This is a genomic window from Moorena sp. SIO1F2, from assembly GCF_010672755.1.
Classification (GTDB): domain Bacteria; phylum Cyanobacteriota; class Cyanobacteriia; order Cyanobacteriales; family Coleofasciculaceae; genus Moorena.
The window spans coordinates 1-14,490 of sequence record NZ_JAAHFV010000154.1; the positions used below are offsets into that span (position 1 = coordinate 1).

Sequence of the window (14,490 nt, forward strand, 5' to 3'; positions counted from 1 at the left end):
GTGTAGAACTGGCATCTTGTGTAGAACTGGCATCTTGTGTAGAACTGGCATCTTGTGTAGAACTGGCATCTTGTGTAGAACTGGCATCTTGTGTAGAACTGGCATCTTGTGTAGAACTGGCATCTTGCCAGTTTCCTCCTTATTTTCGCGCGGGCAGGATGCCCACTCTACTCCTATTCATTCGAAGACTGACGCAACGCCCCAACTATTGCCAGAAATTACCGGATTTTAGGCAATAGCGACATTATTAATCAGCCAAGCTGCATACTGTTCGTTGACATGCTGTGTACTTAGTACCACAAATTCAGGGGTATCGTAGGGATGATAATTAGTTACAGTCTGCTCTGCTTTAGAGATCAGCTCCGTAGTTGTTTTGATTACTAGCAGCACTTCAGAATCAGACTCAACCTCACCCTCCCACCAATAAACTGAAGAGATCCCGGGAATAATGTTCACACATGCTGCCTCTCTACGCTGGAGAAGCTGATTAGACAGATCATGGGCAACAGCATTATCAGGACAGGTGACAAGGATTAAAACAATGTTCATGCTTTTGCTCAATTTTTTTTGACCCGGGAATATATTAAACCAGATTCCGCACTTTAAAATGTTTTACACAGAAAACGGTTAAAATTAATGTTTTATACAGAAAACCCTTAGAATTATGACGTTGCTGAATTAGAGTATGAATGGGCGATCGTCTCGTTTTGGTGGGGTGCATCCTGCCTGCCGGAAAATTGTAACGGGCAAGATGCCCATTCCACGCTTAATGCATATTCCACGCTTAATGCTTATTCCACACTTAATTACCATTACACACTTAATGTTTATTACACGTTTAATACACATTTAACATTTAATGCACATTTTACGCCTAATGACCATTCCACGCCTGATGCCCATTCCACGCCTGATGCCCATTCCAGAAAACTCTTAAAATCATTCCATGATTAAGTAAGGCCGAAAAAGTGAAAGGAGTTAAGGATGGAAACCAAAGCCTTAGGCACTTCGGAGGTAAAAATCACCCCGATTATCATGGGCACTTGGCAGGCCGGTAAATCTAGGTGGGTAGGCATTGAAGATGCTGAGACCATAAAAGGGCTGCGAGCAGGATTTGAGGCGGGGATAACTACGGTTGATACTGCAGAACTTTACGGGAAGGGTCACTCGGAACAAATTGTTGGTCAGGCTCTAGCAGAGGTACGCGACCAACTGGTTTATGCTACCAAAGTGTGTGCTAATCATCTTAAATATGACCAGGTGATCGAGGCTTGTGAGGGTTCCTTGAAAAATCTGAAGACAGATTATATCGACCTCTACCAGATTCACTGGCCTTCTGGCACCTTGGGAAGTGAGGTAGTGCCAATTGAGGAAACCATGAGCGCTCTCAATACGTTGAAAGAGCAAGGCAAAATTCGGGCAATTGGAGTCTCCAATTTTTCCCGCAGCCAGTTAGCAGAAGCTTCTCAGTACGGACGAATTGATAGCCTGCAGCCTCCCTACTCTCTGTTTTGGCGTCAGGTGGAGCAAGATGCTATGCCTTTCTGTGTAGAGCACAATATCTCGATTATTGGCTATTCTTCCTTAGCTCAGGGATTATTAACTGGCAAGTTTGGTCCAGAGCACAAGTTTGAAGAAGGGGATCATCGCAGCAAAAATAAGTTGTTCAACGGTGATAACTATCAACGAGCACAGCAAGCATTAGCTCAGCTACGACCAATTGCAGAGCGTCATCAGTGTACCCTGGCTCAGTTGTCTCTGGCATGGTTGATGTCTCAGCCACAAACTAATGCGATCGCAGGATTCCGAAATAGTGCCCAAGCTATTGACAATGCTCAAGCTGTTGAGGTTAAGCTGTCTGCTGCTGATGAGCTACAAGACATTGATCAGATTGGACGGCTGGTTACAGACCATTTAGATGATAATCCAGTGATGTGGGATCTTTAAGGGACTGCTTAAACCTGACTTCTTGACCTCAGCGGTCAGCGGTCAGCGGTCAGCGGTCAACTTATTTTATTCAAAAGCTCTCTTAGCCTGGCTTACTGCCAATGGCTGTTCGCGTAGCGTGCGCGTAGCGCATAAGCTGAAAACTGAAAACTGAAAACTGAAAGCTGATTGCTGAAAGCTGATTGCTGAAAGCTGATTGCTGAAAGCTGATTGCTTACTGTCAGTAACTAAAACTATTTCCCAGATAGTCTCAACAACTATCTGGGGATTAAAGGTAATTACCGAAGATAACCCAAGTTGATCAATTTAGGCTATCCAGTGATCAATCCTCCTTTGCTTCTTTAACTAATTTGGTTATCGCTTCGATAATTGTTTTTGAGTACACGGTTAAGGCAATGACTGCAGCCACTGCTGTTCCACCTTGGATCAGGGGGATAAGTGGAGCGCCAGGAGGTGTATCGGGAGTTGATGCACCTGTTGATGTATTAACAACCTGGCTAACCTCCACATTGAAATGGGGATTTTGATGTGATATCATAGGGAGTTAGCGGCCCTAGAAGAGCCGAGGTAGTTTGTATTCGTTGTTAGAAGGACAGCAGCCAGAAACGGCCTGCGAAACTGATTCTGGCTGAGTCTTTCTAGTATGAAAATCTGCAACTAGTCCACCTATATGGCAACCAGGCAAAACACAGCCAATCACACAGATACACGGTGGTACACATAGCAATGACTACGAGCATTGAAGGCTAAAACACTCCTCCACTTCCCTAAGTTATAGATTTACAACTTTGAGATATTTATGATAATGGTTCCTATAATTATATAACGTAAATGGTGATAATCTCACCTAGGGGTGTGTTGGCGTAGCCTTCTAGAAGGGTAGAAGAGTTATTGGTATGACTCACTGGCTTTTGAAGAATACCTCTTACATCGACCATTTCCAGATTTGGAGCATTACCAAGCGCTGCCAATCAGAATAATGAGTCGATTGTTAGATCCAATCAGACTACAAAAAATCTGAAATGCCAAGCTTTTGGGTATAGCTATATAAAGCTTACCAGTAAAAATACTATTGTGTCAAGTCTGATTGGATCTTACATTAATCATAAATGATGACTTGCTGTAATGTCAACACAATTCCTTCACATTCTCGGGATTAAAATTAAAGTTGTTGTAAATTTTGACCATTGGTAGTGATTAACATGTATTGATTTGGCTACAGTCTGGTCAAAGTAACAGGAGCTAAAATCACTACTTGTGTACCACTACCTGACCATTAAGGGGTGAGAGGGTGCATCTAACTTTATTTTGCAAACATACTCCGATGGAAGCATAAAACACAACTCTTGTTCCCTGAATTATAGATTTAAAACTTTGAGATGCTCCCCTTACTTAGAACCTTTTGATAGCAACCCCTGCAGCTCAAATGCTGGTACATTAGCCAGTTCCTTCGGTTCTAATTTATACATCCCTCCACCATAAACTCTACCCTCATCAACCATAGCTTTCCCAGTAATTTGATTAAGCGCTTCTATCAGCAATTTGTCCAAGTTGGGATTTTGGTTTATGGCGTTTTCCAAATCTGGCTTGGGGTAGAGAATAAGATATGAGTTGGTAACAATTGCTTTTGATTGGTTGAGAATAAATATAACTTGACGTTCATCAAACAATGGAAAGTGCGACCATTTATTTTCAGAAGTCAATACTTTCCAACTAACGTCTTTTTGCAGGGCTGGCTTGTGGATGGTTCCGCCAAAGGTGAATTTAACGTTATGGTTTTTATCCGATTTTTTTCGCTTGAACCATACAACAGCTGAGGAAACTAGAGCATTATCAAATTGAACGTCACTCTATCAAATTTCACTAGTAGTGATTTTAGCACCCGGAACCTTCACCAGAGCGTAGCCAACTACCTGTGCAGTCGGGTTTGTAGTGCCCCCCCGTTCGCTTGCTCCATCGCCTCTTGTCGCCACGAAGCCAGTTGGGTTCCGTCAATATATCGTCCAGCCATTCTTACCTCCGGTTATAACTAGCGTTAATTAATAGCGCTCTGTCTTCATCCCCTAATTCCGGAACGCCAGAATTTGTACTCGATTAGGAATATTATAAGATAATCTTATCAACCTAGTCGTTGATAAGATTATCTTATAATCGAATATCACCGCTTTTTGTAAATCGCCAAGAGTTCGCTATTATTTGTACCTTGGAAATCAAATCCCGCTTCACTTAACATTTGCCGATAAGCCTCTGGCTTGAAATAAGTAAGCGTTAGCTGTTCTTGAGCCATAATTTCTCCATCTTTCTTAAATAAATAGCTTTTTTTGATGGTATAATAATCCCTAGTATCTTCCCCTTCCTCAATAAACTGGGAATAGACAATTCCCGCTGACAGGGATTTATCATAGTTCTCGTGTGGTTTTTGCCGGTTGAGCAATAACAATCCTCCTTCTCGTAAGTGGCGAGCTAAATTTTTCAACCCTTGACGGTTGGCTTCAACATCGGGAATGTGACTCGCTAATTCCCATCGATCACCCCAATCAAGAAATCCCCACACTCCTCCATTAGCGATCGCCCCATCGAATGTTGCCTTTAAGTCCATTGTGATCGCATCAGCTTCAATCAATTTAGCCCAATTTCCCAACCGTCTTTTGGCAATTTCAATCATGGATGGGGTAAAATCGATTCCTGTAAACTTGCAGGTTGGGTCGATCTTCATGTACTGTTCTGCCAGTAATGCCGTTCCTACACCTAACTCAAGAAGCTCACAACCATCACCCACAATCGAGTGTACTTCCTTAGCCATCTTCTGATAGTCGTAGTAACCAGATGTCATCAATAGATCGTAATACTCGGTAATCCCTGTATATTCATTAACCATTTTTTTTATACATTTAACGAAGGATGAACTCAAGGATCATACCATCTGTGATCAGTTAAGACAATAACGTATTTATAGATAATCTCAGCATTTCTAGGGCTAATAGCTTTACTGATCAACCTATGGCAGAGGCAAATAAACAATGCGGTCTTGGTACTCATTGTCTTCAGAGGCAAGAGCTGCTATGATTAACTCCTCAAGGTTTTCTCCAATAGTCAAATTAGGGTTAAGAATAAAAATACCTGGTATGTGGTGATCTTGTGCTAGGTGGTCAGTTAAGTGAACTGGCATGGAAGTCCGGTTATTGGTTACCAGCACAAAGTTATTCTCCTCGCACCAGTCAAGAATTTCTGGATCTAGAGTACCTTTAGGTGGTGTTTCCGATTCTCCCACCACTTTGATCACAATACTGGGTTCTCTTCGTCTAATTTGTGTAGGATAGAGAGAATTAACATTTTCATCAATTAGATAATTAAGACTCATTCCCTTGTTGCCTAGCTTTTCTTGTTGCTCTTAATTGGCGCAGTTTCTCGGAAACAGGAGGCGGATTGAGTCGTTGCTGCTCCCTCATGGTGTGACCATGAAAAATCCAGTTTTTCATATATTCGCTCACAGCGTTTTGATTTTGCAGGTAATAGAGAATAGTAGCGTAGACTTGTTCTAGAGTTAATGATGTATAAGCTTGAGCAATTTCTTCTGGGGTTTTATGACAGTCTAGATAGTCATATAATATAGTTTCAATACCAATTCTTGTTCCTTTGATGCGAATATCAGTAGGAGCAATAAAGTTGAAATAGTCTGTTAAAGCTTGATTTGACATGATCGTTAGGTCAATAAACTAGTAAGTTTGGCAGTCGTACACAAGTAGTGATTTTAGCTCCCGAATCCTTTACCAGACCGTAGCCAAACCACTACTTGTTTATCAATACCCCTAGGGCGAATAACCTTCAAGATTACTACCACATAATCGCTCCAACAACTCCCTGGGAATAGCATCGAAATTTTCCAACAAAAAGTCCATCAGGGCAAGATGTCGTAACACGTCAGCACCAGGAGCTTTATAGCGCTTATTTCCAGCAAACCAGCTGTTAACTGTACTGATGGAGCGGGAGCAGATTAATGCTATGTCTTCTCGACTAACCTCCCATTTCGACATGAATTCCTTTGGTGTCATCGCCAGTTGCCAGTTACTGTACAGTTGAATCAGAATTCGGTCTAGGTCAGTTAGGGGACGAGGATAGGATTTTGGGCGAGGGGGTTTCTTCCCTGATAGTTGTGCCAGGCGATCTAGGTATCGCTGATAGTAGATAGCATGATCAGTTGAGCGTTTATTTGGCATCATGGAATTATCTCCGATATCCTTGGGGAATAAGCCGCGCTGTTGGAATGATGGTCTCAAGCGCGGCTTTTTGTCCGATAATCATATCGAAACACCAGACATTTTTATTATTACCAATAAAGCCCACATTGTCAAGATATTTTTGGCATTATTTAACAATATTTAACAATATAAAATTTTAATGTTGGCAATTTTAACGATTAGCTATTAACGAAATTTAAAGAAGTAATTTCATCAAATTAAATCAAGTAATATAGCATTTTTTAAATAGCTGATCCAATAGACAATATTGTTTCCCTATTGTCTATTAGATCTTGCCTTTTGCCTTTTGCCTTTTGCCTCTTGCCTTTTGCCTCTTGCCTTTTGCCTCTTGCCTTTTGCCTTTTGCCTCTTGCCTACTCCCTACTCCCTACTCCCTACTCCCTACTCCCTACTCCCTAACAATACATTTCGCCTCCAAAACCACCAATCCCTGAGTTTCAAACACCGAACAAGATGCCATCACTTCTTCCAAAGCAGGTTTTATCCCTTGTTCAAGTTGTTGAATAGCATTATTAGCTGCTGGCTGATACTGCTTCAACCACTTGCGATCTTTAATAGCATCAGCCTTTAACTCAATTGGGTTTAGTACCCAAAAATCAATATCATACTTTTTAATAAACTCCTTAACAACGGAGAGATTAGCACTATATTGAGCATCAATTAAGTCTAGAGTTCGTTGTCGAAATTTCTGATAATATCCGACGTGGTAAGGAATAGCATACTCACTCGCTACCAAAACCGAACGCTGAGCAAAGGTGGGGATATTATTCATCTCTGGAGACAGAGAAGCAATTAAGCTATCTTTCGGTTGTTGTTGAAAAAAGTTATACAAGGATGGAGTATCCCCGACTTTATAGGCAGTAATGGGAAAATCATCTACAAAACTAGGATAGAATACTAAGGCTGCTGCAATTATCGTAGTAGTTGCTATCGCCAAAACGTTAGGTATAGAAAAAATACTAGAAAAACCAGAGTTAGAAAAACCGCTTTGGCTAGGCTGGCTTGCCCACTTAAAGATGCTATCAATCAGAATGATAAAAACTATGCCAGCACTTAGCACCATTATCACTCTCAGACTATGTTGAGTATAGCGACTAGGAAGATGTAATTTAAATAGCAAAACATGAGCAGCAACAAACATCCCGAGAGACGCTATCACCATCTGGAGCAAAAGGGTAATTTCTTTACTGATCTGCTTGACTAAAGGAAATTTATTGGGAAATAATGGCAAGAGCAGCAGTAAAAATCCCGCTGCATTAGTAGCTGGAGTAAGAATCGAAGTCAGACGAATTCCGCTTCTACCTTTTAACCAAAACTTAGCGGGATCATCGTCATAAAAAAAACGCGATCGCCCCCCTGGAAAAAACTCTGGTAACTGTCTGGCTTCAGCGACAGAAATCACTGGACCAAACTCATTGGTTTTGAGAGCATAGGGCAGCATCACCAAAAAGGCTACTATCAAACCGGCCAAACACAACCAACGTCGCTCTTGGGATAACCCTAACTTACCATTGCGCCATTCAAATAGTCGTAAAACTAAGGTACCGGAAGAGATAAAGACTAACTGGGGATAGAATAGACCTTGGAGTGCGATCGCACCCAAACAAAACCACAATGACCCCCGCACTAGGTAATACATAAACCCCAACAATAGGGGATAGACAAACGCCTTCGGTGTTCCAGACACCACCGTATCAGTCATACCCAACGCTTGAGACAGCAACAGGGTAGCACTAAAGGCAGCTGCCGGTACTGGCAACAATTCCAGACATACCCAAAAGCAATAGCTAGCGCTAACCAGATTCAACACTACCGGTAAGAGTTTGTTAAATAGCAATGGATTAACACCCAATGCTGCTATCACTCGATAGACTGTAGTGTAGCCAGCTGGAGCAACCGTTTGAAAGTAATCAGCAATTAAGTCTTTAGGAAACAGCTCTGGATCAAGAAATCGCATCATCCAAAATATATGTTGTCGTGCATCATCTTGGACAATATACTCACCGCTGAATGCTTCCCGTAGTGCTAGGAAGCTATACACTACCGTAAAGGTTAGGCTGAGGCTAAACCAAAAGATAACTTGAGGAGTAAATCGTTTATTACAAGGAGTTGTTAGGAATCTGTGAATAGGGGTAATCATTTAGTCAAGGGAATAGGGAATAGGGAATAGGGAATAGGGAATAGGGAGTAGGCAATAGGGAGTCGAGAATCGATAATAGGGAGTCTGGAATCGGGAATCGGGAAAAAATCTGGTGTATTTAATTACTATGAGAATCCTTATTCTAGTCAATTAAGATCACCTTAAACCGGTTAACCTACCCGAAGGCAACGCCAAAGGCGAACAACCTTTAACCAAATAATCCTGATTGAGTACAAAAAGGTAGTAAGAATAGTAGTGGTACGTTTGTACCTGGAATTCAAGGGGATAAAGACCTTTGTGATGCTGTTTCTTAACGCTCCTTGTTTCTATCAGGGCTATTATTATGCCAATACAGGTGGTTAGATGTCCAAAGTTGCTCCAATTAACCACTTGACATCAGCTATCCCACAGGGCTTTCTGGATAGGGAAGTTAATTCTTGGCATGTTGATAACCGATGAGTGCTTTCTGTTTTCAAGCTTGCCCACTCCCTCTGTTTTTGTCAATCCTCTCTATTCCATTGGTATGAAACGATTATAGTATATTACCTACGGAGCCAATGACAATCAAGAATACCAATTCCAAAAATCACTCTATCAACCTAATTCTTTGTGGATTAGCTTTCCAGTTTATTCCGTTATTAACTCTTGGATTAATTTCACAAAAAAATGAAAGGTTTTTAGCCTCATTGTATCCACCTTTATCTCTACTCATTATTTTACTGATTTTAGGATTACTATTATATGGATATGTGCCTCTTGTCAAAGGGTGCCGTCTATATATTCACGACAAGGGATATCCAAGTAATTGGGGATGGTTAGGATTATTAAGTATTTGGGGCTTATCAGTCTTATTCCTTTTTCCGACAAAGAGAAATAAACTTTATTCAGAAGAGTCATTGGCTAAAGACTCAATAAATCACCCCTTTAATAAGCTTAATATCCCTGAGTTTTTATTATTTTGGTTTCTAGGTTTCCCAATTTACATCTTGACAATAGTCGGATTATTTGGCTTGGTGAATAACAGGGATTTTAGCGAGCTTATCGAAAATGCCGATTTTAACGCAGTAATCGGTGTAATTGTATCGTTATTTATCGGATTATTTTTATTTTTAGAGCTCCGAAGAGTTGGATTCGATTTAAGAAAATTTGGTATTTTTAATTTGGGTATTTTAAAGCACCAAAAAAATCTAAAGTTAATTATTTTTATAGTTATTATAGAATATGCTTTTGCTTGGGGCTTTTATTCGCTGAATTTATATTATATTTCATTTATTTTTCCAGATTATGTTGAAAAATTCATTAATGAATCATGCTTCACAAATGTTATAGGGCTAATATTTTGGAGCTTTTCAGCAATTGTTTGTGCTCCGTTGTTGGAAGAGCTTATTTGTCGTGGAATAATCTTGCAGAAGTGGGCAATGAAATGGGGGATCAAAGCCGGAATATTTACCTCATCTTTATTATTTGCGATTTTCCATTTGCGATTCGATATTGTAGGCTTGTTCATTGCCGGAACTATATTTTGTGTTCTCTACTTTAAGACTGGCAAATTAATAGTCCCAATCCTTTGTCATAGTCTTTACAATACTATTGTAACAATTTTTAGGATTCGACACTACTATAGTAGCTCAAACGTTGACTTCATTTCGGTAAACGATTATCGAGCTTCAATGGAACCATTATTAGGTCAAAAAGCAATTGTAGCAGCTATATCGTTTGCCGTTATCATGGTTTTTTTATATCGAAATTTTCCTAAACAAGATGACATCCTTCCCTACTATAGAAATCCTAAGTGATTGTTGAAAATTGTAAGGAATCCAACGGGTTAAATTCACCTGTGCTGTTTGGATTAGCGCTACCATCATCCATAAACAGGCATCTTGGTGGAACGGGCATCTTGCCCGTTTCATTTCCGGACGGACTATCCCAACCCTGGCCACGAGGCCAAAAATCAGAGGCTTTCCGCCCCTAACACACCCTACGCACTCTTCCCTGTTCCCTACTCCCTGCTCCCTACTCCCTACTCCCTACTCCCTACTCCCTACTCCCTACTCCCTACCTTCAAAAAAAAATCCCCCCAATTGGGGGGTAGTGCATCAAAACTTTGTTAAGAAAACTGTGGCGAAAACTAATTAATCAAATACACGATTACAAACAGAACAATCCACACCACATCAACGAAGTGCCAGTAGAGTTCTGCGGCTTCTACACCAAAATGCTCTTCACTGGAGTAGTGCTTTGAATTTAGCGATCGCATTAATACTAACATAATTAACCCGAGTCCGCAAGTAACATGAAGACCATGGAAACCAGTTAAGGCAAAGAAAGAACTGGTAAATAAGTTAGTAGTCAGACCAAAGTCTACATGGGTGTACTCATAGACTTGTCCTCCTAAGAACATCGCACCCATCAGAGCAGTGATTCCAAACCAGAGTCGCAAACCAGAGACATCATTCTTCTTAATAGCACTCTGGCCCCGGTGCATGACGAAACTACTAGTAATCAGGATAATGGTGTTAATTGTTGGCACCAATAATTCTAATTCTGTACCCTCTGGAGGCCAAGCTGGCATGGTCGCTTTATAAATTAAAAAAGCGGCAAACATTCCCAAGAAGGTCATACTATCAGCAGCCAGAAACACCACCAAACCAAACATCCGAAAATCCGGATGCTCCTCGTGATGTACCTCTGCCGCCTCAACCTCATGATGATAGTTGAGGCTAGTTTTAGACGGATCTATCGTTGAGCCTTGCATAAATTCCTTTGAATTAATCTTCTTCAGCTGACATTTGTGCCTGTTGAGCTTCGATTAGGGTAAGTTAGGAGGTTGAATTAAGAATTAAGAATTAAGAATTAAGAATTAAGAATTCTACATTCTAAATTCTGCATTCTACATTCTTAATTCTGACAGACAACCTTGGCCAAAAGGCCACCCGTGCGTGTTCAACCCAAACTTACCCAACATCTCCTTTAACTTCAACCAGCAACTCCTCGACCTGTTTATCGGTGTCAACACTATAACTGTCGATACCGTATTCGTAAGGACCGGACCACAAAATGGGTTCCTCGTCAAAGTTCTCAATAGCAGGAGGAGAGGTAGTTTGCCACTCTAATGTCAGAGCTCTCCAAGGATTGCGACCAGCGATTTTACCACGGTTCACACTCCAGAGGATGTTAATCACAAAGGGTATGGTAGAAACCGCTAGAAGATAGGAGCCAATAGTGCAGATCATGTTGAGGCTTTGAAACTGGGGGTCATACATAGCAACCCGACGGTTCATACCCAATAGACCTAGCTCATGCATCGGCAAAAAGGTCATATTTAGACCAATGAAGGTCAACACAAAGTGAATGCGTCCTAAGGTTTCGTTGACCATTCGCCCGGTCATTTTGGGGAACCAGTGATAAACTGCGCCAAATAATCCGAGCACACTACCACCAAATAGAACGTAGTGGAAGTGAGCGACAATGAAATAAGTGTCATGAACATGGACATCAAAGGGAACGGAAGCGAGCATGACACCGCTGAGACCCCCAATCAAAAATGCCGAGATAAAGCCCATACCAAAGAGCATGGCACTATTTAAGCTGATTTTTCCGCCCCAAATCGTTGCCACCCAGCTAAACACCTTAATCCCTGTGGGCACAGCAATCAGCATGGTGGCAGCCATAAAGAACATCCGCAACCAACCAGGAGTGCCACTAGTGAACATATGGTGCGCCCAGACAATTAGTCCTAGGAAACAAATCAACATACTGGAGTATGCGATCGCACGATAGCCAAAAACCGGCTTACGGGCATGCACCGGTAGGATTTCGGAAATTACCCCAAAGAACGGTAGCACCATGATGTACACCGCCGGGTGGGAGTAAAACCAGAACATGTGCTGGTAAACAATTGGGTCTCCTCCCCCAGTCGGGTTAAAGAAATTGGTGCCAGCAATTAAATCAAAGGACAGGAAAATTAACGCTGCTGCTAGGACTGGAGTACCAATCAAAGCTAGGATTGAGGTTCCTAACATTGCCCAGCAAAACAGAGGCATATCATGAATAGTCATGGTAGGTGTGCGCATCTTCACAATAGTGGTGAAGAAGTTAAGCGCCCCTAGCACTGAGGAAGTCCCGATCACCAGGATGCTCAGAATCCAAATTTCTTCACCCACCTGAGAACTAATCAAGCTCAAAGGGGGGTAAGAGGTCCAACCGGCTTCGGGAGCACCTACGAAAAAACTACTCATTAACAGCAAACCCCCCACAGCATTCATCCAGAATGCCACCGCATTCAGCTTGGGGAATGCCATATCCTTTGCCCCAATCATCAAGGGAATCAGATAGTTAGCAAAAGCAGCACCAGCCGGGATAATCCATAGGAACAACATAATTGTTCCGTGCATGGTGAACACTCGGTTGTAGGTTAAAGGGCTCAATAAATCCGGGTCTGGTGTTGCCAACTCAGTGCGAATTAATCCAGCTAATGCGCCACCGATGAAATAGAACACAAATGAAGTGACCAGGTATTGAATCCCAATCACTTTATGGTCGGTATTGAAGGTGAAGTAATCTTGCCAACGCCGCTCATGTTCTTCAACATGACCAGCATCTTTGACAGATTCCGGTTTTTCTAATTGCGTCGTCATGGGATAGTGGAGGTGTGATGGACTAAAAGGATAGGCAAGAGGCAATAGGCAAGAGAATGAAGAATGAAGAATGAAGAATGAAGAATGAAGAATGGAGAATGGAAAATGGAGAATGGAGAATGAAGAATGAAGAATGGAGAATGGAGAATGAACTAATTCTAAATTCTTAATTCTAAATTCTTAATTCTAAATTCTTAATTCTAAATTCTTAATTCTAAATTCTTAATTCTAATATGAACTTATTGGATAATTCCAGGATGATGGTGAGAGTGGTCTAGGTGTTGGAGAGTTTGGGAATCAATACCCATTTCAGAGGCATAGGGAGCCAAGAACTCACCCTCTGACATGGCAGCAGGGTTGATAGCCACCGCTTTTTCCATGGTGTCTGCACTAGCAAATTGATTTTCCTTAACCCAGGCTTGATAGTCTTCCGGTGTGTCAACGATTAATCGAGTTTTCATTCCTCCATGGTAGGACCCGCAGAGTTCAGCACAGATGATCGGGTAATCACCCACTTTAGTTGCTGTAAACCCTAGTTGACTAATCCGACCTGGGATAGCATCTTGCTTAATCCGAAACTCTGGCAACCAGAAGGCGTGGATCACATCGTTAGCTTCGATATTCAGCTTAACCGGTTGTCCAACTGGGACATGCATTTCCCCAGACATAACACCGGTTTGAGGGTAGGTGAAAATCCAGGCATACTGCATACCAGCGACATTAACCTCTAGGGGTTCACCTTGACCTTCTTGTCCTGGAGGCGCTCCAATACCTAGGGCAACTGTGCCTTGACCTGGAACCATGGCAATCAGACTTTCATTCCCCTCTTGCCCAGATGGTGACATCTGATGATTGTGGGCAATTTCCTGCTGATGGTGGTCATGAGAAGCCATGGGATCCAGACCTCCCATAGCGTTGTAGACCTCAAAGCTATAGACAGCTAGGACAAAGACAATCACCGTCGGGATTGCGGTCCAAAGGATCTCTAGGGGGATATTGCCATGGGTCGATGGCCCATCGGTTTGGTCATTTTTTTGTCTACGAAATTTGATGACTATTAGGATAAGTGCCCCTTGGATGAGGATAAATAGACCAGTGGCAATGGTCATCATCAAGTTGAACAGACCATCTACATCACCGGCTTCTGAGGAGGCGGCTACTGGCATAAGTCCATGATTCTGACCGTACCAGAGACTAATCAGGGTTATGAAAATGCCAGCAATAAGGGTTGAAATTTGGCTTGGAATGTTCACGAGATTAGGGTTGAATACTTATATCAACAAAAGTAACAGGGATTATCAAGGCAGGCGAGGCACGAACCGATTTAGTGTCCTAGAATGTCAGGGCATGGCTATATTTTTAAGGAAAATCAGCCTTCTGGTGAGCTACTCCGCCCATAGTGTCCACATTACAGACAACAATTCTGATGGCCTGCTAGCAGTGACGGGCGTGAGTAGAGGATATTAGAGCAAGCTTGGCTTGCTCTATTAACTACGGTAAAGCAGCT

17 protein-coding genes are annotated in these 14,490 nt (G+C 41.9%); 5 read left to right on the forward strand and 12 right to left on the reverse strand.

Annotated features, from left to right (window positions below):
* On the forward strand, positions 1–239 hold a 239-nt coding region (locus F6J94_RS18405; protein WP_293043138.1), incomplete at its 5' end, for a hypothetical protein.
* Here the strand turns inward: F6J94_RS18405 and cutA are convergent.
* Positions 229–549, reverse strand: coding sequence for a divalent-cation tolerance protein CutA (cutA, locus tag F6J94_RS18410; protein WP_075902723.1), 321 nt, complete (start codon positions 547–549; stop codon positions 229–231). The genes F6J94_RS18405 and cutA overlap by 11 nt on opposite strands.
* Before the next feature lie 435 nt (positions 550–984).
* Here cutA and F6J94_RS18415 point away from each other — a divergent pair, with 435 nt between their 5' ends.
* The gene (locus tag F6J94_RS18415) at positions 985–1,947 is read left to right on the forward strand and encodes an aldo/keto reductase (RefSeq protein ID WP_293043140.1); all 963 of its coding nucleotides are present in this window, start codon (positions 985–987) and stop codon (positions 1,945–1,947) included.
* A gap of 322 nt (positions 1,948–2,269) precedes the next feature.
* Here the strand turns inward: F6J94_RS18415 and F6J94_RS18420 are convergent, their stop codons facing one another.
* The 6 genes from F6J94_RS18420 to F6J94_RS18445 all read right to left on the reverse strand — a co-directional run bounded on the left by F6J94_RS18420 (position 2,270) and on the right by F6J94_RS18445 (position 6,167).
* Entirely contained in the window at positions 2,270–2,485 is a 216-nt protein-coding gene (locus tag F6J94_RS18420; protein WP_293026548.1) for a hypothetical protein, read from the reverse strand.
* 850 nt (positions 2,486–3,335) lie between these two features.
* Entirely contained in the window at positions 3,336–3,617 is a 282-nt protein-coding gene (locus tag F6J94_RS18425; protein ID WP_293043141.1) for a hypothetical protein, read from the reverse strand.
* Between the two features lie 488 nt (positions 3,618–4,105).
* Positions 4,106–4,825, reverse strand: coding sequence for a class I SAM-dependent methyltransferase (locus F6J94_RS18430; RefSeq protein WP_293043142.1), 720 nt, complete (start codon positions 4,823–4,825; stop codon positions 4,106–4,108).
* A gap of 120 nt (positions 4,826–4,945) precedes the next feature.
* On the reverse strand, positions 4,946–5,308 hold the full coding sequence (locus F6J94_RS18435) for a DUF5615 family PIN-like protein (RefSeq protein ID WP_293043144.1): 363 nt from the start codon (positions 5,306–5,308) through the stop codon (positions 4,946–4,948).
* On the reverse strand, positions 5,298–5,645 hold the full coding sequence (locus tag F6J94_RS18440) for a DUF433 domain-containing protein (RefSeq protein WP_293043145.1): 348 nt from the start codon (positions 5,643–5,645) through the stop codon (positions 5,298–5,300). The genes F6J94_RS18435 and F6J94_RS18440 overlap by 11 nt, the downstream gene beginning before the upstream one ends.
* A gap of 111 nt (positions 5,646–5,756) precedes the next feature.
* Positions 5,757–6,167, reverse strand: a complete 411-nt coding sequence (locus F6J94_RS18445) for a hypothetical protein (protein ID WP_293043147.1) — start codon at positions 6,165–6,167, stop codon at positions 5,757–5,759.
* Between F6J94_RS18445 and F6J94_RS18450 the strand changes: the two genes are divergently transcribed.
* Positions 6,166–6,330 carry a hypothetical protein gene (locus F6J94_RS18450; protein WP_293043149.1) on the forward strand — a complete coding sequence of 55 codons (165 nt, stop codon included), beginning with the start codon at positions 6,166–6,168 and terminating at the stop codon, positions 6,328–6,330. The genes F6J94_RS18445 and F6J94_RS18450 overlap by 2 nt on opposite strands.
* A 264-nt stretch (positions 6,331–6,594) precedes the next feature.
* On the opposite strand, the gene F6J94_RS18455 is transcribed toward F6J94_RS18450, so the two are convergent.
* Both F6J94_RS18455 and F6J94_RS18460 read right to left on the reverse strand, forming a co-directional pair.
* Positions 6,595–8,346 carry a hypothetical protein gene (locus F6J94_RS18455; protein WP_293043151.1) on the reverse strand — a complete coding sequence of 584 codons (1,752 nt, stop codon included), beginning with the start codon at positions 8,344–8,346 and terminating at the stop codon, positions 6,595–6,597.
* A complete protein-coding gene (locus F6J94_RS18460) occupies positions 8,347–8,496 on the reverse strand; it encodes a hypothetical protein (protein ID WP_293043153.1) in 150 nt (49 codons plus the stop codon).
* Between the two features lie 407 nt (positions 8,497–8,903).
* Between F6J94_RS18460 and F6J94_RS18465 the strand changes: the two genes are divergently transcribed.
* Together F6J94_RS18465 and F6J94_RS18470 are read left to right on the forward strand one after the other, a co-directional pair.
* Positions 8,904–10,142 (forward strand): CPBP family intramembrane glutamic endopeptidase, encoded by a 1,239-nt coding sequence (locus tag F6J94_RS18465; protein ID WP_293043155.1) that lies wholly within the window; start codon positions 8,904–8,906, stop codon positions 10,140–10,142.
* An 87-nt stretch (positions 10,143–10,229) separates the two neighbouring features.
* A complete protein-coding gene (locus F6J94_RS18470) occupies positions 10,230–10,457 on the forward strand; it encodes a hypothetical protein (RefSeq protein WP_293043159.1) in 228 nt (75 codons plus the stop codon).
* Positions 10,458–10,474: 17 nt separating this feature from the next.
* On the opposite strand, the gene F6J94_RS18475 is transcribed toward F6J94_RS18470, so the two are convergent.
* From F6J94_RS18475 to F6J94_RS18485, 3 genes are all read right to left on the reverse strand, one after another.
* Positions 10,475–11,101, reverse strand: a complete 627-nt coding sequence (locus F6J94_RS18475) for a heme-copper oxidase subunit III (RefSeq protein WP_293026530.1) — start codon at positions 11,099–11,101, stop codon at positions 10,475–10,477.
* Positions 11,102–11,300: 199 nt separating this feature from the next.
* A complete protein-coding gene (ctaD, locus tag F6J94_RS18480; protein WP_293043157.1) occupies positions 11,301–12,983 on the reverse strand; it encodes a cytochrome c oxidase subunit I in 1,683 nt (560 codons plus the stop codon).
* Positions 12,984–13,222: 239 nt separating this feature from the next.
* The gene (locus F6J94_RS18485; RefSeq protein ID WP_293043158.1) at positions 13,223–14,236 is read right to left on the reverse strand and encodes a cytochrome c oxidase subunit II; all 1,014 of its coding nucleotides are present in this window, start codon (positions 14,234–14,236) and stop codon (positions 13,223–13,225) included.
* Positions 14,237–14,490: the final 254 nt, after the last annotated feature.

Coding starts and splice junctions, on each gene's coding strand:
- cutA (WP_075902723.1), bottom strand. CDS start 549: ATGAACATTGTTTTAATCCTTGTCACCTGTCCTGATAATGCTGTTGCC.
- F6J94_RS18415 (WP_293043140.1), top strand. CDS start 985: ATGGAAACCAAAGCCTTAGGCACTTCGGAGGTAAAAATCACCCCGATT.
- F6J94_RS18420 (WP_293026548.1), bottom strand. CDS start 2,485: ATGATATCACATCAAAATCCCCATTTCAATGTGGAGGTTAGCCAGGTT.
- F6J94_RS18430 (WP_293043142.1), bottom strand. CDS start 4,825: ATGGTTAATGAATATACAGGGATTACCGAGTATTACGATCTATTGATG.
- F6J94_RS18435 (WP_293043144.1), bottom strand. CDS start 5,308: ATGAGTCTTAATTATCTAATTGATGAAAATGTTAATTCTCTCTATCCT.
- F6J94_RS18440 (WP_293043145.1), bottom strand. CDS start 5,645: ATGTCAAATCAAGCTTTAACAGACTATTTCAACTTTATTGCTCCTACT.
- F6J94_RS18450 (WP_293043149.1), top strand. CDS start 6,166: ATGGAATTATCTCCGATATCCTTGGGGAATAAGCCGCGCTGTTGGAAT.
- F6J94_RS18445 (WP_293043147.1), bottom strand. CDS start 6,167: ATGATGCCAAATAAACGCTCAACTGATCATGCTATCTACTATCAGCGA.
- F6J94_RS18455 (WP_293043151.1), bottom strand. CDS start 8,346: ATGATTACCCCTATTCACAGATTCCTAACAACTCCTTGTAATAAACGA.
- F6J94_RS18465 (WP_293043155.1), top strand. CDS start 8,904: ATGACAATCAAGAATACCAATTCCAAAAATCACTCTATCAACCTAATT.
- F6J94_RS18475 (WP_293026530.1), bottom strand. CDS start 11,101: ATGCAAGGCTCAACGATAGATCCGTCTAAAACTAGCCTCAACTATCAT.
- ctaD (WP_293043157.1), bottom strand. CDS start 12,983: ATGACGACGCAATTAGAAAAACCGGAATCTGTCAAAGATGCTGGTCAT.